Genomic DNA, 21,650 nt, shown 5'->3' with positions numbered 1-21,650 from the left:
ATTACCCAACCGTCGCAGCCGCTTGAAATTGGGTAATTCTGCGTATCAGGTCAGATGAGGTTCCGCTGATAGGCCCAGGCGGTCGCCGCAGAGCGGCTCGACACGCCGAGCTTGTCGAAGATGTTGCTGACGTGACGGGCGACGGTCTTCTCGCTGATGAACAGCGCCTCGGCGATCGCGCGATTCGTCCTGCCGGATGCCAGCAGATGCAGGACCTGCAGTTCCCGCTCGCTGAGAGGGGCGGCCGGCTGCGGGCCCCCTGGTGCCGACGGCGGCGCGGCGCGCGCGAGAGGTGCCCGGGCGTTGAGCCGCTTCAGCAGCTTGCGCGCGGCATCGATCTCGAGCCGGCGGCCATCCTCGTCGCCGCGACGCGCGCAGACCGCCGCGAGCAGCAGGCGGGTGTGCGCCTCCTCGTACGGCATCTCGAGGTCCCGCCAGGTCTCCCATGCCTGACGCAGTGCTCCGGCGGCGCTCGCGACATCCCCCTCGGACAGAAGAACGGCGCCGGCCGCCTGCTCGGACGCCGCCGAGAGCAGCGGGGCGTCGATCGCCCGTGCGATCTCCGACAATTCGCCGGCCGCCGCGCGGGCCTGATCGATCTCGCCGGCCGCGAGCAGAATCTCGACCGCAGCCGCGAGGACCCGGGCGCGCGCCGCCGGGGCACGCGTGTCGAGCAGAACCGCGCGGATCGACGCGGCGGCGTCCGCGACTCGGTCCTGGGCCAGGCGGAGCAGCGACAGGCCGGGCTGCGGCTTGCGGCCGCGCTCGTTCGCGCGCACGAACGCGGCTTCGGCCTTGTCGAACTCACCGCGCAATCGATGAATCTCGCCGAGGCGGTACAGCGCGGCGCCCGCTGCCGGCCGCGACAGCAGCAGCTCGCACGCGTTCTGCGCGTCGCGGGCCGCGGCGTCCCACTCGCCGCGCAGCTGCAGGACCTCGGCGCGATACAGCAGGCACTCGCCGCGGTAGCGCACGAGATCGGGCTGCGCGGCACACCACCGAGCGAGCCGCGCGGTCCATTCGTACGCGCGGCGCAGGTCGAAGATCTCCTGGCATCCCTCGAGCACGGTGCAGTACGCATCGCCGGCCAGCATCGGCGAGACGTCGCCTGCGATCACCGCGACCATCGCTTCGTCGAGCAGGGCCACACCCTCGCGGACGCGGCCGAGACGGATCAGGGCGCGGCCGCAGCCCTGAGCCGCCTTGCAGGCGAGATCGGGATCCGCATACCGGCGCGCGATCTCGGCAGCCTCGCCGAACAGGGCGTGACCCGCGGCCGGGTCCCCCTGCACGACGCGCTGAATGGCGGACGGAATCAACAGATACCCGCGCACGACGCACTCGATCTGCCCCTCGTCGAGGATGTGCCGGGCTCGCGCGAACCAGCCGGATGCCGGAGCCATGGCGCCGCGGAGCTGCAGTCCGATCGCGAGCGAGCATGCCGATCGCGCGGCCCCTTCGCGGTCGCCGCGCTCCAGGAAGGTGTGATGCGCCCGTTCCCAGAACGCCTCACTGTCGTCGTCGCGCCCGAGCAGGTAGCCGGCCGTGGCGAGGCGTTCGAGATCCTCCGCTTCCAGCGGAGCTTCGCGCGCGGCGGCCTCGAACAGGCGATACGCCTCCGCCCAACACCGCTCCGCGAATGACTTCCGCGCCCGCTCGAGCGTTTGCGCGTTCACCATGGCGTCCCTGCGCATCGTAGATCAGTCGGCGCCAGGGTTGCCGCCCCGGTTCGCGATTCATCAGCGCCACCAGCGCGACGGCGATCCAGAGCGCGGCCGCGAAGCTGAACGAGAACACCAGCAACCGCAGCCCCGAAATGCCGAGCGGATTGAGCGCCAGGAGTGAAAACGTGATGCTCACGTGCATGAGCATGCCGATGAGGATGCTCCCGGTCGCGTCGTAGACCCAGACCATCACGATTCGGTACGCCGTCAGGTACCCGATGAATATGCCGGCGGCGATGCCGGTCATGTGGATCGACATCGGCAGGTCGCCGGCCGCGGACCGGGCCGACCAGATGTTCGGGAACAGGTGCCACGCGCTCCAGAGGATGCCGACGATGAACCCGGTTGAGACCATGCCGCGCGTTCGCCTCAGCGCCGGGATCGCGAAACCCGTCCACCCGAGTTCCTCGAAGATGCCCGCTGCCACGCCTACGGCGAGGCTGGTGAGCAGAAGCGACAGCGGGTCGTCCGAGGTGACGATGCCCGGCAGGAAGCCACGCGAGACGGAGGAGAGCGCCGCCAGCGCGGCCGCAATCGCCGCCGGCGCGATCAGCAGGGCGGCGTACCAGCGCGCGCCGGCGCGCCAGGCGATCAGGCGCGACGCGAAGGCGGCGAGACCGCTCCGTCCGTGCAGCAGCGCGGTCATGAAGAGGCCGGACAGGGCCGGGCCGGCGAGCATCGCGAACAATGCGTAGGCGAACCGCGGGTCGCTTCCCGGCGTGGTTCCGCGCATCCCGCCCGAGCCGCCGACGGCGAGAAGCGCGCCGCCCCACGAAATCGCGAACGTCAGTACGAAGTAGGAGGCAACAGGATGTCTTCCGACGAACGACTTGAGGCTGGTCATGACACCTCGCGTATCGCCGGGAGAGAACGCATGAACCCTGCCCGTTGCAGTGACGGCGGTGACGGCTCCATCGCCGCGCTGCCGCGGAATAGTCCTGCGCAGCGGGAAAAATCTCCGATCGCCCGCCGCCGCACGAGCGCCATCGGCGCCGGCGCGGCGCGATCTCCCTCAGGCGCGGCATATGCAGGCGCCGACGCGCCCGACATGCGGACGTGGGCCGCGTCGCGCCAAGGAGGACCTATGGCAATTCTCGAGGTCTTCGCACACCTGACGGTTCGACCGGGACAACTGGAGGGCTTCAAACGGCAGGCGGCCGAGTGCATCCGGATCACGAAGGAGAAGGACACGCGAACGTTGCGCTACGACTGGTTCCTGGCGAGCGATGGCGCCGAGTGCGAGGTGCACGAGGCGTACACCGGACCTGAAGGACTCATCGAGCACAACAGCCACATCCTCGAGGCCCGCACCAGGCTGTTCGCCGACTACGCCGACGATCACTTTATGACGGTGTACGGAGAGCCGTCGCAGCCGCTGCTCGACTTGTTCAAGGCGCACGGGGTCGGGTTCAAGTGGTTTCGCTTCCTCCAGGGATTGGAGCCGTCCATCTCCAACCCGGTTCCCGTGCCTGCCGGCGAGATGAGGCAGCTCGTATGACACCGGCGCTCCAGACGAAAGTAGACGAGTTCCTGGCGCAGAAGCGCATCGCGGTGGCGGGCGTGTCACGCGACAACGGCCATCACCCGGTGGGCAACCTGATCTATCGCCGGTTGAAGAAGACCGGCCACGAGGTCTTCCCGGTGAATCCGCACATCCAGACGTTCGAAGGCGATCCGTGTTACCCGGATCTGCGATCGATTCCTGGCGGGGTCGATGGCGTGGTGATTGTCACCCGGCCGGACACCACCGAGCGGATCGTGCGCGACTGCGGTGATGCCGGCGTCCGCCGCGTCTGGATGCACCAGTCCATCGGCACCAAGGCGTCGAGCGTCTCGCCGGCCGCCGTCGAGTACTGCCAGCAGCACGACATCAGCGTGATCGCGGGCGCGTGCCCGATGATGTACGGCGAAGGCGTCGATCTCGGACACGCGTGCATGCGATGGATGCTCCGGGTGACCGGACGGCTCCCTGCATGACGCAGGCGCGCCGACATACGACTGGGGCATCGCAGCCTTCGAGCTGACCGCCGATCGGGCACCGGGCGCGGGGTTGCGATCCACCGCCCGGACCCCTATGCTGTGGCCGCAGCGAGCCACTCTCCCCGGTCTCGCAAGCACCTGCGGCCATGGCGGCGCGTCACGACGTAACGGCGCTCCTCGACGAATGGAGTCGCGGCGACCAGGCGGCGCTCGGCCAGTTGCTGCCTCTCGTCTACGCGGAGCTCCGCCGAATCGCCGCCCGGCAGCTGGGCAGGGAGCGCGCCGGCCACACGCTGCAGCCGACCGCGCTCGTCCACGAGGCCTACCTGCGGCTCGTGGATCAGCGCCAGGTCGACTGGCAGAATCGCGCGCACTTCTTCGGCGTCGCGGCGCAGATCATGCGGAGAGTGCTCGTCGATCACGCGCGCCGCCACACCGCGAACAAGCGCGGCGACGGCGCGCCGCACATCTCCATCGACGATGCCCAGGGCGTCGCGGCGGCCGCCGAGATGCCGCTCATCACCCTCGATCACGCTCTCCGCCGGCTGGAGAAGGTCGACCCCGATCTCGCGCGCATCGTCGAACTGCGCGCCTTCGGCGGGTTGACGATCGACGAAGCGGCGCACGTGCTCAACGTCTCGCCGTCGACGGCCAAACGCGACTGGCGCACCGCCCGGGCGTGGCTCAATCGCGAGATCGGTGCGACGGATGCCGCTGACTGACGACCGGTGGCGGCGCGTGAAGGCGCTGTTCCAGGCCGCCGTGGAGCTTGCCCCCGAAGACCGCCGGGCGTTCGTCTCGTCGGCGGCCGGAGACGACGAGGACCTGCGGGCCGAGGTCGAGTCGCTGCTGTCGTCCGACGCCCGGGACGCCGCGCTGCTCGACCGGCTTCCCGGCCACGCGCGCGCGGCGCCGGCGGATGCCCTGGGCGTCCTCGCGTCGACGACGATCGGCGTGACGAGAACGCGGCCGCTGCTCGGTCCCGGACGTTCGGTGGGCTCGTACGAAATCATCGGCGTGCTGGGCGCCGGGGCAATGGGCGACGTCTATCGCGCCAGAGACGCCAGATTGAACCGCGAGGTCGCGCTCAAGGTCGTCGCCGGACTCTCGTCGGACGATCCCAGCCGCGTCGCGCGGTTCAGACGCGAGTCGCAGCTGCTCGCGGCGCTGAACCATCCGAACATCGCGGCGATCTACGGCGTCGAGGAATCGGCGGAGCCGCGCGCGCTGGTGCTGGAGCTGGTCGACGGGCCGACGCTGGCGGACCTCATCGCCGCGGGGCCGATGCCCGCCCGCCGGGCGCTGCCGATCGCGCGGCAGATCATCGACGCGCTGGAAGCGGCGCACGAGCAGGGCATCGTGCATCGCGATCTCAAGCCCGCCAACGTGAAGGTCCGAGCGGACGGCGTCGTCAAGGTGCTGGATTTCGGCCTGGCGAAAGCCCTCGGCGCCGATGCCGGCACGGCGATCAACGACGCGCCGCACGATACCGCGGCGACTCGCGAGGGGATCATCCTCGGCACCGCGGCCTACATGTCGCCGGAACAGGCGAAGGGGCTGCCGGTCGACAAGCGCACCGACATCTGGGCGTTCGGCTGCGTGCTGTTCGAGATGTTCGCGGGCCGGCCGCCGTTTCGCGGCGACACCGTCACCGACGTGCTCGCCGCCGTCGTCAAGGAGGATCCGGACTGGACGGCGCTTCCCGCGGACGCGCCGCTTCCGGTGCAGCGGCTGCTGCGGCGCTGTCTGGTCAAGAATCCTCGACAGCGGCTGCGGGACATCGGCGACGCGCGGCTCGAGCTCGACGTCGAGAACGAGGGGCCGCCCGACGCGACGGCGTCGAGGAACCGCCCCGCGCGCTACGCCGGGTGGCTGCCCTGGGCCGCGGCCGTGGCGATCGCGCTTTCCGCAGTCGTCATCCGGGAGGGCTGGCGCGCGATGCAGCCGCCGTCGCCGCTGGCGAACGCCACGTTCACGCAGTTCACGAACTGGGAGGGGAACGAAGAGGGAGCCGAGATTTCTCCCAACGGCGAGCTGGTGGCGTTCCTCTCGGACCGCGAGGGGGAGTTCGATCTCTGGGTCAGCCAGGTGGGCACCGGGATCTTTCACAACCTGACGCGCGATGTCGCGCCGCTCGCGGCGAGCGGCTCGATCGTGCGCAAGCTGGGGTTCACGTCCGACGGCGCGCAGATCTGGTTCAACCCGGGCGACGGCAAGCCCCCCGCGCTCATGCCGTGGATGGGAGGACCGCCGCAGCCGTTCCTGCCGGCGGGCACGAACACGCCCGCCTGGTCGCCCGACGGCACCAGCTTCGTCTATGTCGACAAGGCCAGGCGCGAGGATCAAATCTATCGCGCCGATGCCTCCAACACCGAGCGGCAGCAGATCTTCGGACCAGGCAGCCTGAAGAACATGAATCCCGTCTGGTCCCCCGACGGCAAGTGGATCTATTTCACCCGCGGCGTCGAGCCGCAGGACGAAACCGCGATGGACGTGTGGCGGCTCCGCCCGGCCGGCGGCACGGCGGAGCGTGTGACCGCACAGCACCTCGCCATCAACTTCCTCGCGCCGCTCGACTCGCGCAGGTTCCTGTACGTGGCGCGTGCCGAGGATCGATCGGGGCCGTGGCTCTGGTCGGTCGACGTGGACACCGGCCGCTCGACGCGCGTGCCTTCGGGGGTTGATCAATACCTGTCGGTCTCCGCCAGCCGCGACGGCCGGCGCGTCGTCGCCACGGTTGCGAACCCGAGCGCGAGCCTGTGGCGCGTGCCGCTGGCGGATCGGCCCGCGGAGGAGCGCGATGCCGAGCGATACCCGCTGCCGGGACCGACCGGCTTCGCCTTCGCGCCGCGCGCCGGTCCGCAGTCCCTGTTCTATCTCACCGACCGCGGCATAGACGACGGGCTGTGGAAGGTCCAGGACAACCGGGCGTCGCAGCTGCGCCGCGCCGTGGACGCGCCGATCTCCGAGGCGCCGGCGGTGTCGCGCGACGGCCGGCTCGCGGTGGTGGTTCGAAAGCAGGGCCGGCGCTCTCTGTCGGTCATGGCCGGCGACGGCACCAACGCGCAGAAGCTCGCGGGAGCCATCGAGATCGACGGCGCCGCGGGCCAGGGCGCGGCCGACTGGTCGCCGGACGGCACGCGTATCGTCGCCGGGGGTCATGACGAGAAGGGGCCGGCGTTGTTCCTCATTGCCGTCGACACGGGCGTCGCCACCCGGCTCGTCGAGGGCACATGGCTGAATCCGGTGTGGTCTCCCCGCGGCGATCTGATCGTGTATGCCGGCAGGTCCGTGATCGGCCAGGTCGAGCTCCGCGGGATCAGACCGGACGGCACGGCGGTGGCGCTGCCGCGGGTGATGGTCCGTCCCGGCGGGTATCGCTTCGTCCCTGACGGCAGCGCCCTCGTCTACGTCGAACGCATCCAGTCGCCGGACTTCTGGCGGCTCGATCTCGCCAGCGGCGAGCGGCGGCAGCTGACGCGGCTGGAGAATCGGGGCGCCGTGCGGACCTTCGACATCACGCCGGACGGGAAGTACATCGTGTTCGATCGCGCGCGGCAGAACTCGAACGTCGTGCTCATCGAGCTGCCGAGGCAGTAGGCTGAGCCTCGCTGTTTCGTTGTCCGATTTCGCGCCAAGCCCGCACGCGGCATTCTTCGAGCTCGTACAACACGCGCGGGGTTTGACAACGTGCCGTCGAATACCTGGTAATTGCCGACAATGCCTTCCACGCTCATCGCGATGCTGATCCAGGATCTGCGTTACGGTCTGCGGCGGATCAAGCGGCAGCCTGCGTTCACGGCTCTGGTCGCCGTGACGCTCGCCGTCGGCGTCGGAGCGAACGCCGCGATGTTCGGGCTCGTGGACGTGCTCATGTTCCGCACACCACGGCACGTGGCCGCGCCTGAGGCCATCGTTCGGGTCGAGGGGGCCGGAAGCTACGTCCGCTACGAAGATCTGCGCGATCGGCTGCGCTCTGCGGAACTGGCGGCCTACACTCGCCGCTCTGTGGGCTTCGGCGCGGGCGTTGAAGCAATGCCTCTCCGCATCGAATGCGTGACGCCGACCTACTTTCGCGTGCTGGGAATGACGCCTCAGTACGGACGGACCTTCGCCGAGGCGGACGCCAGCCTCGACGCTGACAGGACGGTGGTCGTCTCTCACGATCTCTGGCGAAGGCGGTTCAATGCCGATCTGAACGCGGTGGGAACGCGCGTTCGCATCGCCGATAAGTCCTACGACGTGATCGGCGTGGCACCGGCCGGCTTCACGGGCGTGGAGTTTGGCGACGTGGACGCGTGGATTCTGCTCGAGGCGTCGCCGGAGGCCTGTTCGCCGTTCGCGAGAAACCTGCTTCGATCCGACACCCGGTGGCTGACGACCATCGGCCGGCTTCGTGACGGCGTTCCGCTCAGCCAGGCACAGGCCGAACTCGCCAGCCTCGCCCTGGCCAGCCCGGTTGCGCCCGCCGCCTCTGGACGTTCGAACGACCGGGACAGGCTGACGCCGATGTACGCGTCCAGGCGCGTGAGCCTCAGCCGGGATGGCCGGCTTGCCCTGTGGTTGATGGGCGGCGCCGCGGTCCTTCTCCTTATGGCGTGCGTGAATGTCGCCGGGCTGCTCTGGACCCAGACGCTGAACAGAGCCCGTGAGACGGCGGTTCGCCTCCAGGTGGGAGCGAGCCGCGTTCGGGTATTCGCGCACCTGCTCGTGGAACACTTGATCGCGGCCGCAATCGGCGGGGTCGCGGCGGTTGCGGTCGCAGCGGTGCTCGGACGGGCGGTCCACAGGTATTTCCCGTATGCGGAGGGCGTCGAGTTGATGACCCTCCGCAGCCTCGTCGTGGTGGGGCTGCTCGCGTTTCTCGCCGGCCTTGCAAGCGGCATCGTGCCCGTCGTCCATGCTTCACGGACCGGTGCCGAGCGATTCTTTCGAACGGGGGATTCCCTCGCGGCGATGCGCTCGCGATGGCGCGCGACGCTGCTGTCGCTGCAGATTGCGCTCGCCCTGGTTCTCGCGGTGGCGGCGGGATTGTTCGTCGCGAGCGTCAGGAAGTTCCACCAGGATTTCAGCTACGACCTGGAGCACGTCATCGCCGCCTCGATTGACCTGCGGACGTCGAATACGCGGACGCCTCTGGAGGTTCAGGGCCTCTTCGAAACCCTCTTGCGTCGTGTGCAGCAGATGCCGCAGGTGCAATCTGCAGCGCTCAGCTCCGCTCCGGTCCTCGAGTCCGGCGGCTGGAGCCGGATATTTGGCGTGAGCCGCACCATCACCGGCCGCCAGGTGACGATGCATAAGTTGGTCGAGGTGACGCCTGAGTACTTCTCGACGCTGGGACTGAGCCTGTCCGGCGGGCCGGGGTTTGACGGCCAGGCAGCCGCTGCCTCGGAAGACACCATCGTGCTCGAGGATATCGTGGCGAGGCAGCTGTTTCCGTCGGAGTCGCCGCTCGGGCAGTGTGTCTTCGTGTCGCGTCGTTGTCTGAAGGTGGCCGGCGTCGTGCCGACATCGCGCGCCAGCCTGAAACCGGGCAGCCAGACCTCGCAGGTATTCGTGCCCTTCCGTGCATCGAGCGACATCGAAACGACAGCGCAGGTTCTGTTGATCCGGACGAGGCGGCCGGCCGCTTCTCAGTTACGGGCAGTCTCCGGCGTGCTGCAGGGCGCCGCGCCGGACCTGCCCTACGTGAACATCCGGACGCTCGAGGAACTCGCCGACGTGCAGGCGCGCTCGTGGCTGCTCGGGTCGACGGTCTTCGGTATCTTCGGCACGCTGGCGATGCTGCTCGGCGCGATTGGCATTTACGGCGCGCTGGCGTCCACGATCCGGCAGCGGACAGCAGAAATCGGTTTGCGGCTCGCGCTCGGGGCCGCACGCGGCGATATCGCTCGCATGATCGTGCGCCATGCCGCGCTGGCCGTCCTGTCAGGTCTGGTCGCGGGGCTCGGTGCGTCGTTCGCGGGGGCGAGGTACATCCAGGCCCTGCTGTTCAATGTCCCGGCGGTTCATGCCACGACCTACGCGGCTGCGCCAATGGTCGTGCTCTTTGCCGCGCTGCTGGCATGCGTTGTCCCGGTGCGTCGAGCCATGTGCGTCGACCCCGCCATCGCGCTCAGACGGGAGTGATACAGCACACCCGAAGCTCACATCAGCCGCGAGCAGTGTCATGAAGACAGCGACTGTACTGCGAACGATTGCGCCCGGACTTCTCCTTCTCAGTTGTGCGGCCGGACTCGCCGGCGAGACCGTCGCGGCGCAGCAGCCGTATTTCAAGATGGGTGAGTGGGCGCTGCGCGGGTCCACCAGTTCTGCGCCGATGCCCGAATATCCGAGAGAGGCGCTCCGCGACAAGGTGTCGGGGGTGGTCGTCGCAGCGGTTCGCTTCGGGGTCGATGGGCGAGTCGATTCAGTCGAGATCCTGGAGTCGCCGGACGCTCTGACGGGCGCGGCGGTCCGCAGCGCGGTGAGCCGGTGGACGATGCCTGCGGCCCACGGAGCAGACCGTCCGCGCAGTTACCCCATTGCGGGGAAGCTGACCTTTTACTTCCAGGTTCGACATGGAAAAGGCTACGTCGTCGATCCCGATCAGATGCCTGGCGGTACGCCGCGGCCGCAACCGGCACCGGCAGTGACGATCCCCCGCTCCGGCGTGCCGTCTCTCAATGTTCCATCGGCCCCGGCGAAGTCGATACCGGGCAGTCATGGAGAGACGCTGGACACCATGACCGTCTCCGCATTCAGGAAGCAGGCGGCACGCACCCGCCACGTGGTTCTGGATTCAGGCGAGCGCGAGGCGTTCAGACGCGGTCACTGGCCGGGCGCGGTCAACATTCCCTTCGACGAGCTTTCGGTTCGGAGCGGGCCGGAGCTGCCGCGCGACCGGCTCATTGCCGTCGACTGCACGCGGGAGGACATGCAGTTGTGCCGGTGGGCCGGAGGCCGGCTCGTCGAACAGAAGTTCCCGAAGATCGTGCTGCTGGTGCGATGAGCCGCGGCGGCGGACGGCCGAGCGGCCCAATCGCTTGACATGCGCCAACGGACAGATTATTTTGTCCGTTGCCGGCCGACAACGAACCCATGGGCGCCCAACCGCTCGACATCATCGACGACCCCGTGCGCGCCCGCGCGGCGCTCCAGCCGATTCGGTTGCGGCTCCTGCACCTGCTCGAGCGGCCGCAATCGGCGCCCCAACTGGCGAACGCGACCGGGATGCCGCGCCAGCGCGTGCTCTACCACCTGCGGAAGCTCGAGGCGCAGCGGCTGGTGGAGGCGCACGAGCACGGAAGCGTCGGCCGCCGCATCGATCGCTCCTACGTCCGCACCGCGACGTCGTACGCCATTGCGCCGAAGACGCTGGGCGGCGTCGCCGCCGATCCGCGGACGATCGCCGACGCGTTCTCTTCGGCGTACCTCTCGGCGGTCGCCGGCCGGGCGCTGAACGACCTCGCCGCGCTCGGCAAGGCCGCGGCCGCCCGCGGCAAGCGCGTGCCGACGCTCACGCTGGAAACCGCCGTGCGGTTTGCGACGCCGGCCGATCAGCGGCGGTTCACCGACGAGCTCACCGCGGCTCTCGCCACCCTCGCGTCCAAGTACCACGACCCCGATGCGCCGCAGGGACGCACGTTCCGCGTGTTCGCGTGCGGCTATCCCGCCGTGCCCGCAGGGCCGGCCCAACCCCAACGCGGCCGCGAGGCCGGCATGGAGGCGATGTGACTGACGACCCCCGGCGCACCGCGCGCGCGCTCGATCTGACCGTCGACATCGACGCCACACTCGAAGACGTGTGGCAGGCGCTGACCAGCGGCGAGGGCATTGCCCGCTGGTTCGCCCCGTACGCCGCGGTCACGCCGGGCGCAGGCGGCAGCGTCAGCATCGGCTGGGACCCGAACGAGATGTGGGCCACGCCAATCACGGTGTGGGAACCGATGCGGCGGATGCAGACCGCCAGCGAGATGCCGACGAAGGACGGCCGCACGATCCGTCTCGCGGTCGACTATTACCTCGAAGCCCGCGGCGGACGGGTGCGGGTGCGTCTCGTGCACTCCGGCTTCGACGACAGCGGCACATGGGATGACTACATCGACGGGCTCGACGCCGGCTGGACGTACTTCCTGTTCAACTTGAAGCACGCGCTCGAACGCCATCGCGGCGTCGATCGCCAGCAGCTCTCCGCACGGTTCCGCACGACCGCGCCGGCCGGCGGCGACCACCCGATCTTCGGCGCGAAGGGTCTGCGCGTGCAGCCCCCGGTCGCCGGTCTCCGGCCGGGCGACGCCTGTCGCTTCTCGCTCGGCGGCATCGAGGCCGATGCCCGCGTCGCCGTGCGCCGCGCGCCGCGCGCGGTCGCCTTCGTCGTGCCGGCGTGGAACGACGCGCTGCTCTTCGTCGAACGCGAAGGGATGAAGGAGACGCACGGGCTGGGCGTCTGGCTCTCGCTCTACGGCGTGCCCGAGACGGCCGCGGCGCCGCTGCGGCAAGGGCTGGCCGGCTTGAAGTCGGCGTTCGCCGTGCCCGAGCCATGAAACGCGCAACCCGCGTCCGCTATCGCAACGTTCGCAGGTAGGCGAGCCAGGCGGCGCGCTCTTCCGGCGCAGGCCGATCGAAATGCACGCCGTCGATGCCGTCAGATCCCGCCGCGTCCCATGACCGCCGCAGTTCCGCGGTTCAGACGATCGGCTTCAGCACCATCCGTCCGTACGCGACGAACGCCATGAGGAGGCCCAGCGTGCCGCTCATGGCGATCGACCCGATCTCGCCGTACCTGGCGTGGACGCCGATGAACACCAGGCTCTCGAGCGCCAGCACCGTCGCGGCGGCCACCGTGAGCGCCGGCCGCCAGTGGAGCGCCGCCGGAACGATCAGCCCGATCACGCACACGAGCTCGACGATGCCGAGGGCCATCCAGGCCTGGCGCGGTAACGCGCCAAAGGACGGCACCTCCCGGCTGATCTGGTCGAACAGGAAGATCTTCATCCAGCCCGACGCAGCGTACGCGAGCGCGGCGAGGACCTGCAGGACCCACAACAGAATGTTCATCGTCGAGGGCGCATTCTAACGTGCGGCGGCTCGAATCCGCACCTGGTGCGATAGTATCCACCTCACCCCGATGCGCCTGCCCCCTCGCTACGTCGTCGGACGGGAACTGGGACGCGGCGGCATGGGGATCGTCTACGAGGCCGAGGACACGCGCCTTCGCCGGAAGGTGGCGATCAAAGTCCTTCAGCGGGGGCCCGATCGTGCCGGATGGGCGCAGCGGTTCGCGCAGGAAGCGCGCGCCGCGTCCGCGCTGAATCATCCCAACATCATCACCATTCACGATATCGACGCCGCCGACGATGGGGACTTCATCGTGATGGAGCTCGTCGACGGCGCGCCGCTGAACCGGCGGCCGGCCGACGGGCCGATGCCCCTCGCGCGCGCGATCGACTACGCCATCCAGATGGCCGGCGCGCTGGCGGCGTCGCATGCCGCGGGAATCGTGCATCGCGACCTCAAGCCCGCCAACCTGATGGTGACGCGCGACGGCACCATCAAGGTGCTGGATTTCGGTCTGGCGAAATCGACCAGCGCGCCTCAGGGCGATGCCGCGACGGTGACCGGCGCTCCGTACACGCAGGCCGGAGCGATCGTCGGGACCAGCGGATACATGTCGCCGGAACAGGCCCTCGGCCAGCCGGCCGACGCACGGTCGGACGTGTTCTCGATGGGCGTGGTGTTCTACGAGACGCTCGCGGGACGGCAGGCCTTCTCCGGCACCTCCGAGTGGTCGGTGATGAACGCGGTCGTTCGCGAGCAGCCGGTGCCGCTGCAGACCGTCAGGCCGGACGTTCCCGCCGCCGTCGCGCAGATCGTGGAGCGCTGCCTCGAAAAGGATCCCGCGCGGCGTTATCCGTCGGCGGTGGAGCTGCTCGCCGATCTGCGGCGGCTTGCGCCGGCACATGCGATGCCGCGTTCGTCGCGAATGCCGCGCCTGGTCGCGGCCGGCGCCGTCCTGGCGCTGGCGATCGTCATCGCCATCACGTGGGTCATGGTGCGCCGATGGCAGTCGGCGGCGCTGGTGGAGCGATCGCTGCCGGAGATCGAACGGCTCGCCGGCCTCGGGCAGTTCGTCGACGCCTATCGGCTGGCCATGCGAGCCGCCGCGCTCGCCCCCGGCGACCTGCGCGTGCGGCGCGCGCTCGGCGCCGCCACACTGCCTCTCAGCATGAGTGAGCCGGTGGGCGCCGAGGTGCACTTCAACGACTTCATCGACGCCGGCGGCGCGTGGGTATCGGTCGGCCGCATCCCGATCAAGGACGCGCGCGTTCCCCAGGGGCAACTGCGCTGGAGGCTCGTGAAGAGTGGATTCGACACGGCTGAAGGTGCATCGCCGATCGCGCCGGTCATCGCGCTGCGCCAGACCGGGGAGTCGCCACCCGGAATGCTCTACGTGCGCGGCGGGCCGTTTCGCCAGGGAACGGCGGCGGTCCGGTTGCCGGACTTCTGGATCGACAAGTACGAAGTCACCAATGGTGAATTCAAGCGATTCGTCGATGCCGGCGGCTACCGCGATCCGAAGTACTGGAAGGACGGGTTCGACCTCGTCGCGGGCCTGCGCGACAAGACCGGGCGGCCGGGGCCGGCGACGTGGGAGCTCGGCACGTTCCCCGAAGGACAGGCCGACTACCCGGTCGGCGGGGTCAGTTGGTACGAGGCCGCCGCCTACGCGCAGTTTGCCGGCAAGCAGCTGCCGACGCTCTTCCACTGGAGGCAGGCGATTGGAACCGTGTTGTACGGCCAGGCGGTCGCGTCGGTGGCCAACTTCAACGGCAAGTCGGCCGAACCGGTGACCGCGCTCAAGGATCTCGGCGCGTTCGGCACCTACGGCCTCTCGGGAAACGTCAAGGAGTGGGTCTGGAACGCGACCGGAGACCGCCGGAACATCGTCGGCGGGGCCTGGAACGATCCTCCATACATGGCGTTCAACCGCGAGCCGCGGCTGCCGCTCGATCGTCATGCGGCTCACGGCTTCCGCTGCATTCGTGACGTCTCGCCGCTGCCGCCCGAGGCCCTCGCGCCGGTTCCTCCCAACGTCGGCGCGCGTTCGGACAAACCGGTGGGCGACGATCTCTATGCGGCGTACAAGGCGTTGTATGGCTACGACCGCCGGCCACTCGACGCGCGCGTCGAGCCGCTGCCGGAAACCGACCATTGGCGTGCCGAACTGGTGTCGATCGCCGCGGCGTACGGACAGGAGCGCGTCCCGGTCTTTCTGCTTCTGCCGAAGAACGCACCGCCCCCCTATCAACCGGTGATCTGGTTTCCAGGCGGATATGCGTTCGGCCTGCTTCCTCTCGGCCCCGACCTCAGCGCCGCGCCCGGCGCGGCGTACTTCAACTTCCTCACGCGCAGCGGCCGCGCTCTCGTGATTCCGATCTATCAGGGCACGTTCCAGCGCTTCGCGGGCGTCGGCGAATTCCCCCGCGACGATCAGATGAACGCCTATCGGGACATGGTCGTCCAGTGGTCGAAGGATCTGGGCCGGACGATCGATTACCTCGAGACCCGGCCGGACATCGACGCAGCAAAGGTCGGATTCTACGGCCTCAGTGCCGGCGCCACGGCGGCGCTGCCGATCGTCGCCGTCGAACCGCGGCTGAAGGCGGTCGTGCTGTTGTCCGGAGGACTGCAGACCGGCCGCCGGCCCGCGGAGGCCGATCCCATCAACTTCGCGCCGCGCATCACCGCCCCGACGCTGATGTTGAACGGGCGCGACGATTTCATTTTCCCGCTCGACGACGTCGCCCGGCCGCTGTTCGCGCTGCTCGGCGCGCCGCCCGACCGCAAGCGGCTCGCGATCCACGAAGGCGGCCACATTCCGCCGCTCAACGAGCTGATTCGGGACGTGCTCGGCTGGTTCGATCAGTATCTGGGGCCGGTGACGGTGCGATAGCCGCCCGAGAGATTCGGGCGCGGCGCGACACCGTTCAATCCGGCCGCCGCGAGCGAGTCGCTGAGCCGCGCCGCGCGCAGGAGGAGGTAGTTCCGCTCCGGCGTGTTCGCCGTGCGCTGCGAGGCGCGACGATACTCGTCGACCGCCTCGTGGTGACGGCCCGCCCGCTCGAGCAGGTGCGCACGGGCCGCCGCCAGCCGATGGTGGGCCGCAAGACGTGGATCGGCGGCGAGGTCCTCCAGGGCAGCCAGACCGGCGTCGGCCCCCTCGACCATCGCAAGGGCGATCGCGCGGCTGAGCCGCGCCATCGGGCTGCCGTAACATCGCAGCGCGTCGTAGAGCGCGAGGATCTGCGGCCAGTCCGTCGCCTCGGTGCTGGGTGCTTCGTCGTGCAGCGCGGCGATGGCGGCCTGAATCTGGTACGGACCGGCGGCGCCTCGCGCCAGCGCCCGCTCGAGGATCCGCTTGCCTTCCGAGATGCGCTCCTGGTTCCAGCGCGATCGAACCTGTTCGTCGAGCGGGATCAGCTCGCCGTTCGGCCCCGCCCGCGCCGCGCGCCGCGCGTCGGTGAGCAGCATCAGCGCAAGCAGGCCGGAGACTTCCGGGTGATCCGGCAGCAATCGCGAGAGCAGCCGGGCCACCCGGATTGCCTCGTTCGACAGGTCGAGGCGGTACAGCTCGTCTCCCTGGGCGGCGGTGTACCCTTCGCTGAAGATCAGGTACAGCACGTTGAGTACGGTGGGCAGGCGGGCCGCACGATCGTCCGCTGTAAGGTCGGGGAAGCTTCGCCCGGCTGATTCGATCGTCTGTTTCGCGCGCGTCAGGCGCTGCGCCATCGTCCGCTCGGGCACCAGGAACGCGCGCGCGATTTCACCCGTAGTGAGGCCGCCCATGACGCGCAGCGTGAGCGCGACCTGCGATGCCGCCGACAACGCCGGATGGCAGCACATGAAGTAAAGGTCGAGCGTCTCGTCCCGCTCGTTGACGCCGGCAGCATCCGCCGCCAGCGCGATCTGCTGGTCGGCGGGGATCAGGCTGGCCACCAGCTGCTCACGATGTCTGCGGGCGGCGTCCGCCCGGATGTGATCGGTGAGCCGGCGCGCGGCCACGGTGATCAGCCAGCCTTTCGGGTTGTCGGGCATGCCCTGCGTCGGCCACTGCATCGCGGCGGCAAGCAGCGCCTCCTGCACCGCGTCTTCGCACGCACCGAAATCGCGGTAACGGCGCACCAGGCCGCCGAGGACCGCGGGTGCGAGATCGCGCAACAGCTCCTGAGCGCGATCGTCCAGCCGCGGGATCATGTGCTCGACGCCCAGTCGGCCGGCGCGCCGCTCATCACCTGCCGCACCTCGATGGCGAGATTCAACGGCCGGCCGCCCGGGCCCGGAGCCGCGGAGGCCTCTGCGGCGATCGCGTAGGCGCGCTCGGGCGTGTCGACGTCCACGATCCAGTAGCCGGCCAGGAACTCCTTCGATTCGGGGAACACGCCGTCGGTGATGGGCTCGCCGCCGGCGCCGGCTCGCACGCGCTTCGCCTCCTCAGGCCCGCTCAGGCCCTCGGCCGCGACCAGCTCTCCTGCAGCCGAGAGCCTGCCGGCGAAGTCCCGCATGAACGCGATGTGGGCGGTGATCGCTGCCGCGGGCCAGCCCGCGATCTGGTACGCCCCTCCGCGGGGCGCGTTCATCATCAGCATGTACTTCATGATGTGTCCTCGTGGTGTGGCTACGCGGCCGCGTGTGCCTGGCGCAGCGCCGCGATGTCAATCTTCTGCATCCCCATCAGCGCTCGGGCGACGCGTCCGGACGCCTTCGGGTCCGGATCGCTCATCAGCTCCATGAGCGCCGTCGGAACGATCTGCCACGACAGGCCATACCGGTCGTCGAGCCATCCGCAGGCGTTCGGCTTGCCGCCGCCGGCGAGGAGCTTCGTCCACAGCTCGTCCACCTGCGCCTGAGACTCGCACGACACGAACAGCGAGATCGCCGGCGTGAACGTGTACTGAGGCCCGCCGTTCAGGGCGATGAACGTCTGCCCGGCCATCTCGAACGTGATGTTCAGGACGGTCCCCTTGGGCGCGGGGCCCCCGTCGCCCCACCGGGCCACGTTGGTAACCCGCGAATCCGGAAACAGGGAGGTGTAGAACTCGACCGCCGCCTCGGCGTTGCCGTTGAACCAGAGGTGCGTGGTGATCTTCTGAGGACGTGCCATGCTCGGCTCCTGTGATGTGGCCCGCGTGCGGGGCGTTCATCATGTAGTCGGAGCCGACTGCCAGAACTCTACACGTCATCTGACGAAATAGACACCGCTCACCTGACCGAAGCCTTTGGCGGCGAGAACGACTCGGGCGAGAGCCAGTCGCGAACGTTCCGGCTGTTCGAGATCAGTCCGTTGGCCGGCATAGCGATGTAGATGGTGATCTTCATGACCGAGGTCTCGCCGGACGGTATATTATTCGCCGGTTTCACGATTCTGACGGAGCTGCTCGTATGCAAAGGCGGCCGTGGCTGATTGTTCTGTTCGCAGGTGCGCTCGTTGCGCCGTCGCTGCACGCGTGGCAGCAGCCCCCGCCGGCCGCAGCCGGCACGCAGCCCCCGGGCGCCGCCCCGCCGCCCGCCGGACGCGGTGGCGGACGCGGCGGAGCAGCCGTGAAATCACCGGAGGTCGGGGCGGACGGCAGCGTCACCTTCCGCCTCCGCGCGCCGAACGCAAAGGACGTGGCGGTCGCGGTCGGAGGCAAGAGCCTGCCGATGGCCAGGGACGAACAGGGTGTCTGGAGCGTCACGTCCGGCACGTTCGGTCCCGGTCTCCATACGTACCAGCTCGTCATCGACGGGACGACCATCAACGACCCGAACAACCGGCAGGTGCAGACCAGCTTCAACGGGTTCCAGTCGATGTTCGTCGTCCCCGGGCCAGAGCCCTGGCTGCCGGCGGCCAACGTCCCGCGCGGGGCGATTGCCCGCCACCGGTTTCGCTCGACCGTCGCCAGCGACGAGCGGGACTTCTTCGTCTACACGCCGCCCGGCTACGACGTGCAGCGCTCGCGGGCGTATCCCGTGCTCTACCTGCTGCACGGGCTGGGGGACGACGCGGAGCGGTGGATGAACGGCGGCGCGGCGAGCGTCATCCTCGACAACCTGATCGCGCAGGGCAAGGCGGTGCCCATGGTCGTCGTGACGACGCTCGGCTATGGCACGAGCGCCGGACCGAATGCCAACTCCGCTGACATCGTGACCGGCTACGCGAAGATCCTGCTGACCGAAGTGATGCCGCAGGTGCAGAAGGGGTATCACGTCAGCAGCAGCCGCGAGGAACGAGCGATCGCGGGCTTGTCGATGGGCGGTGCCGAGGCGCTCTACACGGGGCTGAACAATCTCGACAAGTTCGCGTGGCTCGGATCGTTCAGCGGTGCCTTCGTCATGTGGCCGCGCGCGATGCCGCCGGCGGGGACGCCGGGTGCAGCACCCCCGGCGGCTCCCGCGCCGGCTGGGGCGGCGCCGGCGGCGGCGGCTGCCGCCGAGGGCCGGGGCCGCGGCGGGCGGGGCGGAGGCCCGCCGCTCACGGCCGCGGATTTCGAGAAGAACTTTCCGGCTCTCGACGCCAGGGCCAACTCCCGGATCAAGTACCTGTTCATCGGGTGTGGCACGGCCGATGGACTGGTGGGTGTGAACCGGCAGTTCAAGGCGTGGCTGAAAACGAAGAACGTACGCTTCACCGAGGAGGAAGCGCCGGAGGTGGGCCACGTGTGGCCGCTCTGGCGGCAGAACCTCGCCGACTTCGTTCAGAAGGCGTTCAAGTAAGCGGCGCCGGCCGCCAGTTCGTCATCTCGCCGACGAGGATCTCGGTGTCCTTTCGGCCGTCGATCGGGTTCGCGAGTCGCATCGTCCATGCCGGCATCGTCGCCGGCGTGGATTCGGCCGCGGACGACGACTCCAATCGGGGCATGCCGACGCCGATCGCGCCAGTCTGCGGCCGCCGCTGGAAAATGCGCCCATCGCCGCCGTGTCGCGGGCGTTGGTGTCCACGCGCCAGATGTGAGGCACGGCGGCGCCGGTGTGCGGCGAAGCCTATCGACGGCGGGCGGCGCGGCTCTGCGAAGATCCTCGTCGTTTCTCCGGGTGTCGCGGCGTGGCGGGATCCGACCGGAAGAGCGTCACCCCCGCCCAGATGACGAGCAGCAGACCGCCGAACGTGAGAAGGAATGCCGGATATCCCAGCCACGCCGGCATATCGCCTATCGCGGTCCACTCCAGCGCCAGCAACGACATCACGCCCATGGCGCCGCTTGCCGTCAGCATGATCCCGCTGAGGCGCCGCGCTCTCGGACCAAGCTCGGACTTCCGCAGGTGCGGTTCGATCGTTCCGCCCAGATAGTGCCCCGGATCCAGCCGATGCTCGGCCCATTCCCGGTAGGTGCCAAAGGGATCCTGCGGACCGCGGCCCTTCCCCATCGGGGTCATTCTCGCACGCCACCGGCTCCTGTCCTGCCAGCCCATTCATCCGCCGGCGACTCCTCCTACGTGTACCACCACGGCTGGGGCAGATGGCTGTCGCGGTCGTACGGCGGGTCCTCGTGCTGCGGCATCTCGATTTCGGGATTGTTCCGGCGCCAATATTCGCGTTGCTCCTCGCCGGCGTAGTACTTCAGGAAGAGCGCGACGTCCTCGAGACTCCAGCCGCCCAGTATGTCGATGTGGCACGCGGTGTTGTCGTCGCCGTCGAGCGCATCCATCTCTTCGGGAAGCGTTTCACGCAGCAGTTTCGTGTACAGCTCGCGGTCGCTGAGATGATCCGTCTGATCCAGGTACACGTGCAGCGTGCCGAGCGCCTGGATGACTTTCCACAGGACCTCGTGCAGCGCCGCGTCATCCAGCCCCTCGGGATCCGGCAGTTCCACACCGATCCCGTTGAGTTCCTTGACGAGAGTCGTCGTGGGCGCGGTCTCCGCGTCGATGACACGGCGCCAGAACTGTTCGCGCAGCTCCGGGCTCAGGCCTGCTTCCTCGTAGGCCATGTGTCCGCCGCCCAGCGCCGCCGCCTGCGCCTTGAGTGCCTCGATCCGCGCTTCCTGTTCGTTGTTGCGGTCGTCCGTCGCCATGACGACGACGATGGCATCGTCGACGAATGGCTGTCAAACGGTCCGAGGCCGTTCGCCTCGAGCCGATCGACACGCCTTCGCGCCGAAGGTGTTGCCCGTGTGCTCGGAATGATTCGGAAGTCTGGCGGGACGGCTACTCGTCGCGCAGCGCTTCGAGGGGCGCCACCCGCGACGCGCGCAGCGCCGGCACCAGTGACGAGGCGAGCACCGTGGCAAGCAGGATCGCCGCGCCGATCGCCAGCGTGCGCGGATCACCCGGGGCGATGCCGTAGAGCTGCGCCCGTACGAGCCGTGCAGCAGCCCACGCGCACGGAGCGCCAATGAGCACGCCGGGAACCGCAATCGCAAGGCCGTCCCGCACGATCATCCAGACGACGGTCGGGCGCGTGGCGCCGAGGGCCACGCGCACACCGATCTCCCGGGTCCGCGCCGTCACGGAGTACGCCAGCAGCCCGTACACGCCCATGCAGGCCAGAAGCACCGTGAGCGCCGCCGCGAATGTCGACAGCGCCGCGGTGAACCGCTCCTGCACCAGCACGCCGTCGACCCATGCCGACGAAGTGATGAAGCCGCGCAGCGACCGGTGGTCGAGCGACGCGATGACGCGGGTATAGCCGTCGCGCACCGTCGCGAGGTCGCCTGTCGCGCGGACGTACGCGATCGGAAACTGCGTCCGTGCCGTTTCCTGCATGATCGGCCGGAAGACGACGAGCGGCGCCGGGTCGTCCAGCTTGACGTACGGCGCATCGGCGACGACGCCGATCACTTCGACGTCTCGACGATCGGGTCCGGCGATCCGGAGGTGCTGGCCGATCTCGCCGCCGGCCGGGAACACCGCGCGAGCGAGGGACGCCGAGATCAGCGCGACGGCGGGTCTCCCCGGGCCATCGTCCCACGAGACGTCGCGGCCCTT

The 21,650-nt window shown here is 69.2% G+C and carries 20 protein-coding genes; 10 read left to right on the top strand and 10 right to left on the bottom strand.

Translation table 11 applies throughout. From position 1 onward, the window contains the following. Nucleotides 1-50 precede the first annotated feature (50 nt). Both VFK57_11570 and VFK57_11565 read right to left on the bottom strand, forming a co-directional pair. The gene (locus tag VFK57_11570; GenBank protein HET7696340.1) at nucleotides 51-422 is read right to left on the bottom strand and encodes a response regulator transcription factor; all 372 of its coding nucleotides are present in this window, start codon (nucleotides 420-422) and stop codon (nucleotides 51-53) included. A 1,087-nt stretch (nucleotides 423-1,509) separates the two neighbouring features. Beyond that, a complete protein-coding gene (locus VFK57_11565; GenBank protein ID HET7696339.1) occupies nucleotides 1,510-2,568 on the bottom strand; it encodes a CPBP family intramembrane glutamic endopeptidase in 1,059 nt (352 codons plus the stop codon). A 240-nt stretch (nucleotides 2,569-2,808) separates the two neighbouring features. Between VFK57_11565 and VFK57_11560 the strand changes: the two genes are divergently transcribed. From VFK57_11560 to VFK57_11525, 8 genes are all read left to right on the top strand, one after another. Beyond that, entirely contained in the window at nucleotides 2,809-3,222 is a 414-nt protein-coding gene (locus VFK57_11560; GenBank protein ID HET7696338.1) for a hypothetical protein, read from the top strand. After that, nucleotides 3,219-3,701 carry a CoA-binding protein gene (locus VFK57_11555; GenBank protein HET7696337.1) on the top strand — a complete coding sequence of 161 codons (483 nt, stop codon included), beginning with the start codon at nucleotides 3,219-3,221 and terminating at the stop codon, nucleotides 3,699-3,701. The genes VFK57_11560 and VFK57_11555 overlap by 4 nt, the downstream gene beginning before the upstream one ends. Before the next feature lie 149 nt (nucleotides 3,702-3,850). Next, complete coding sequence (locus VFK57_11550; GenBank protein HET7696336.1) at nucleotides 3,851-4,426, top strand: sigma-70 family RNA polymerase sigma factor; 576 nt, start codon at nucleotides 3,851-3,853, stop codon at nucleotides 4,424-4,426. Then, nucleotides 4,413-7,304, top strand: coding sequence for a protein kinase (locus tag VFK57_11545; GenBank protein ID HET7696335.1), 2,892 nt, complete (start codon nucleotides 4,413-4,415; stop codon nucleotides 7,302-7,304). The genes VFK57_11550 and VFK57_11545 overlap by 14 nt, the downstream gene beginning before the upstream one ends. Nucleotides 7,305-7,424: 120 nt before the next feature. Then, entirely contained in the window at nucleotides 7,425-9,833 is a 2,409-nt protein-coding gene (locus VFK57_11540) for an ABC transporter permease (GenBank protein ID HET7696334.1), read from the top strand. A gap of 148 nt (nucleotides 9,834-9,981) precedes the next feature. Continuing rightward, a complete protein-coding gene (locus VFK57_11535; protein ID HET7696333.1) occupies nucleotides 9,982-10,695 on the top strand; it encodes a TonB family protein in 714 nt (237 codons plus the stop codon). 89 nt (nucleotides 10,696-10,784) lie between these two features. Further along, the gene (locus tag VFK57_11530; protein ID HET7696332.1) at nucleotides 10,785-11,420 is read left to right on the top strand and encodes a winged helix-turn-helix domain-containing protein; all 636 of its coding nucleotides are present in this window, start codon (nucleotides 10,785-10,787) and stop codon (nucleotides 11,418-11,420) included. After that, nucleotides 11,417-12,229, top strand: a complete 813-nt coding sequence (locus VFK57_11525) for an SRPBCC domain-containing protein (GenBank protein HET7696331.1) — start codon at nucleotides 11,417-11,419, stop codon at nucleotides 12,227-12,229. Before VFK57_11530 ends, VFK57_11525 begins: the two co-directional genes overlap by 4 nt. 142 nt (nucleotides 12,230-12,371) lie before the next feature. On the opposite strand, the gene VFK57_11520 is transcribed toward VFK57_11525, so the two are convergent. Continuing rightward, nucleotides 12,372-12,743, bottom strand: a complete 372-nt coding sequence (locus tag VFK57_11520) for a DoxX family protein (protein HET7696330.1) — start codon at nucleotides 12,741-12,743, stop codon at nucleotides 12,372-12,374. 70 nt (nucleotides 12,744-12,813) lie between these two features. Between VFK57_11520 and VFK57_11515 the strand changes: the two genes are divergently transcribed. Further along, nucleotides 12,814-15,639 carry a protein kinase gene (locus tag VFK57_11515; GenBank protein ID HET7696329.1) on the top strand — a complete coding sequence of 942 codons (2,826 nt, stop codon included), beginning with the start codon at nucleotides 12,814-12,816 and terminating at the stop codon, nucleotides 15,637-15,639. Here the strand turns inward: VFK57_11515 and VFK57_11510 are convergent. Genes VFK57_11510 through VFK57_11500 form a run of 3 tightly spaced genes read right to left on the bottom strand, consistent with a single transcriptional unit; the run spans nucleotide 15,609 to nucleotide 17,847 of the window. Next, nucleotides 15,609-16,940: a DUF6596 domain-containing protein gene (locus VFK57_11510; protein HET7696328.1), complete on the bottom strand. Its 1,332-nt coding sequence runs from the start codon at nucleotides 16,938-16,940 to the stop codon at nucleotides 15,609-15,611. The genes VFK57_11515 and VFK57_11510 overlap by 31 nt on opposite strands. Continuing rightward, nucleotides 16,937-17,341 carry a YciI family protein gene (locus VFK57_11505; GenBank protein ID HET7696327.1) on the bottom strand — a complete coding sequence of 135 codons (405 nt, stop codon included), beginning with the start codon at nucleotides 17,339-17,341 and terminating at the stop codon, nucleotides 16,937-16,939. Before VFK57_11505 ends, VFK57_11510 begins: the two co-directional genes overlap by 4 nt. Nucleotides 17,342-17,361: 20 nt before the next feature. Further along, entirely contained in the window at nucleotides 17,362-17,847 is a 486-nt protein-coding gene (locus VFK57_11500) for a VOC family protein (protein HET7696326.1), read from the bottom strand. A gap of 437 nt (nucleotides 17,848-18,284) precedes the next feature. Here VFK57_11500 and VFK57_11495 point away from each other — a divergent pair, with 437 nt between their 5' ends. After that, nucleotides 18,285-19,439: an alpha/beta hydrolase-fold protein gene (locus VFK57_11495; protein HET7696325.1), complete on the top strand. Its 1,155-nt coding sequence runs from the start codon at nucleotides 18,285-18,287 to the stop codon at nucleotides 19,437-19,439. Here the strand turns inward: VFK57_11495 and VFK57_11490 are convergent. The 4 genes from VFK57_11490 to VFK57_11475 all read right to left on the bottom strand — a co-directional run. Next, a complete protein-coding gene (locus VFK57_11490; GenBank protein HET7696324.1) occupies nucleotides 19,432-19,584 on the bottom strand; it encodes a hypothetical protein in 153 nt (50 codons plus the stop codon). The two genes, VFK57_11495 and VFK57_11490, sit on opposite strands and share 8 nt — an antisense overlap. A 122-nt stretch (nucleotides 19,585-19,706) precedes the next feature. Then, complete coding sequence (locus tag VFK57_11485; GenBank protein ID HET7696323.1) at nucleotides 19,707-20,090, bottom strand: hypothetical protein; 384 nt, start codon at nucleotides 20,088-20,090, stop codon at nucleotides 19,707-19,709. A gap of 65 nt (nucleotides 20,091-20,155) precedes the next feature. Continuing rightward, nucleotides 20,156-20,737, bottom strand: a complete 582-nt coding sequence (locus tag VFK57_11480; GenBank protein HET7696322.1) for a hypothetical protein — start codon at nucleotides 20,735-20,737, stop codon at nucleotides 20,156-20,158. Between the two features lie 133 nt (nucleotides 20,738-20,870). After that, nucleotides 20,871-21,650, bottom strand: a 780-nt coding sequence (locus VFK57_11475; protein ID HET7696321.1) for an FtsX-like permease family protein, incomplete at its 5' end; no start/stop codon positions are given.

Source organism: Vicinamibacterales bacterium (genome assembly GCA_035699745.1).
GTDB lineage: Bacteria > Acidobacteriota > Vicinamibacteria > Vicinamibacterales > 2-12-FULL-66-21 > JAICSD01.
This window is presented reverse-complemented; position numbering and strand designations above follow the sequence as displayed.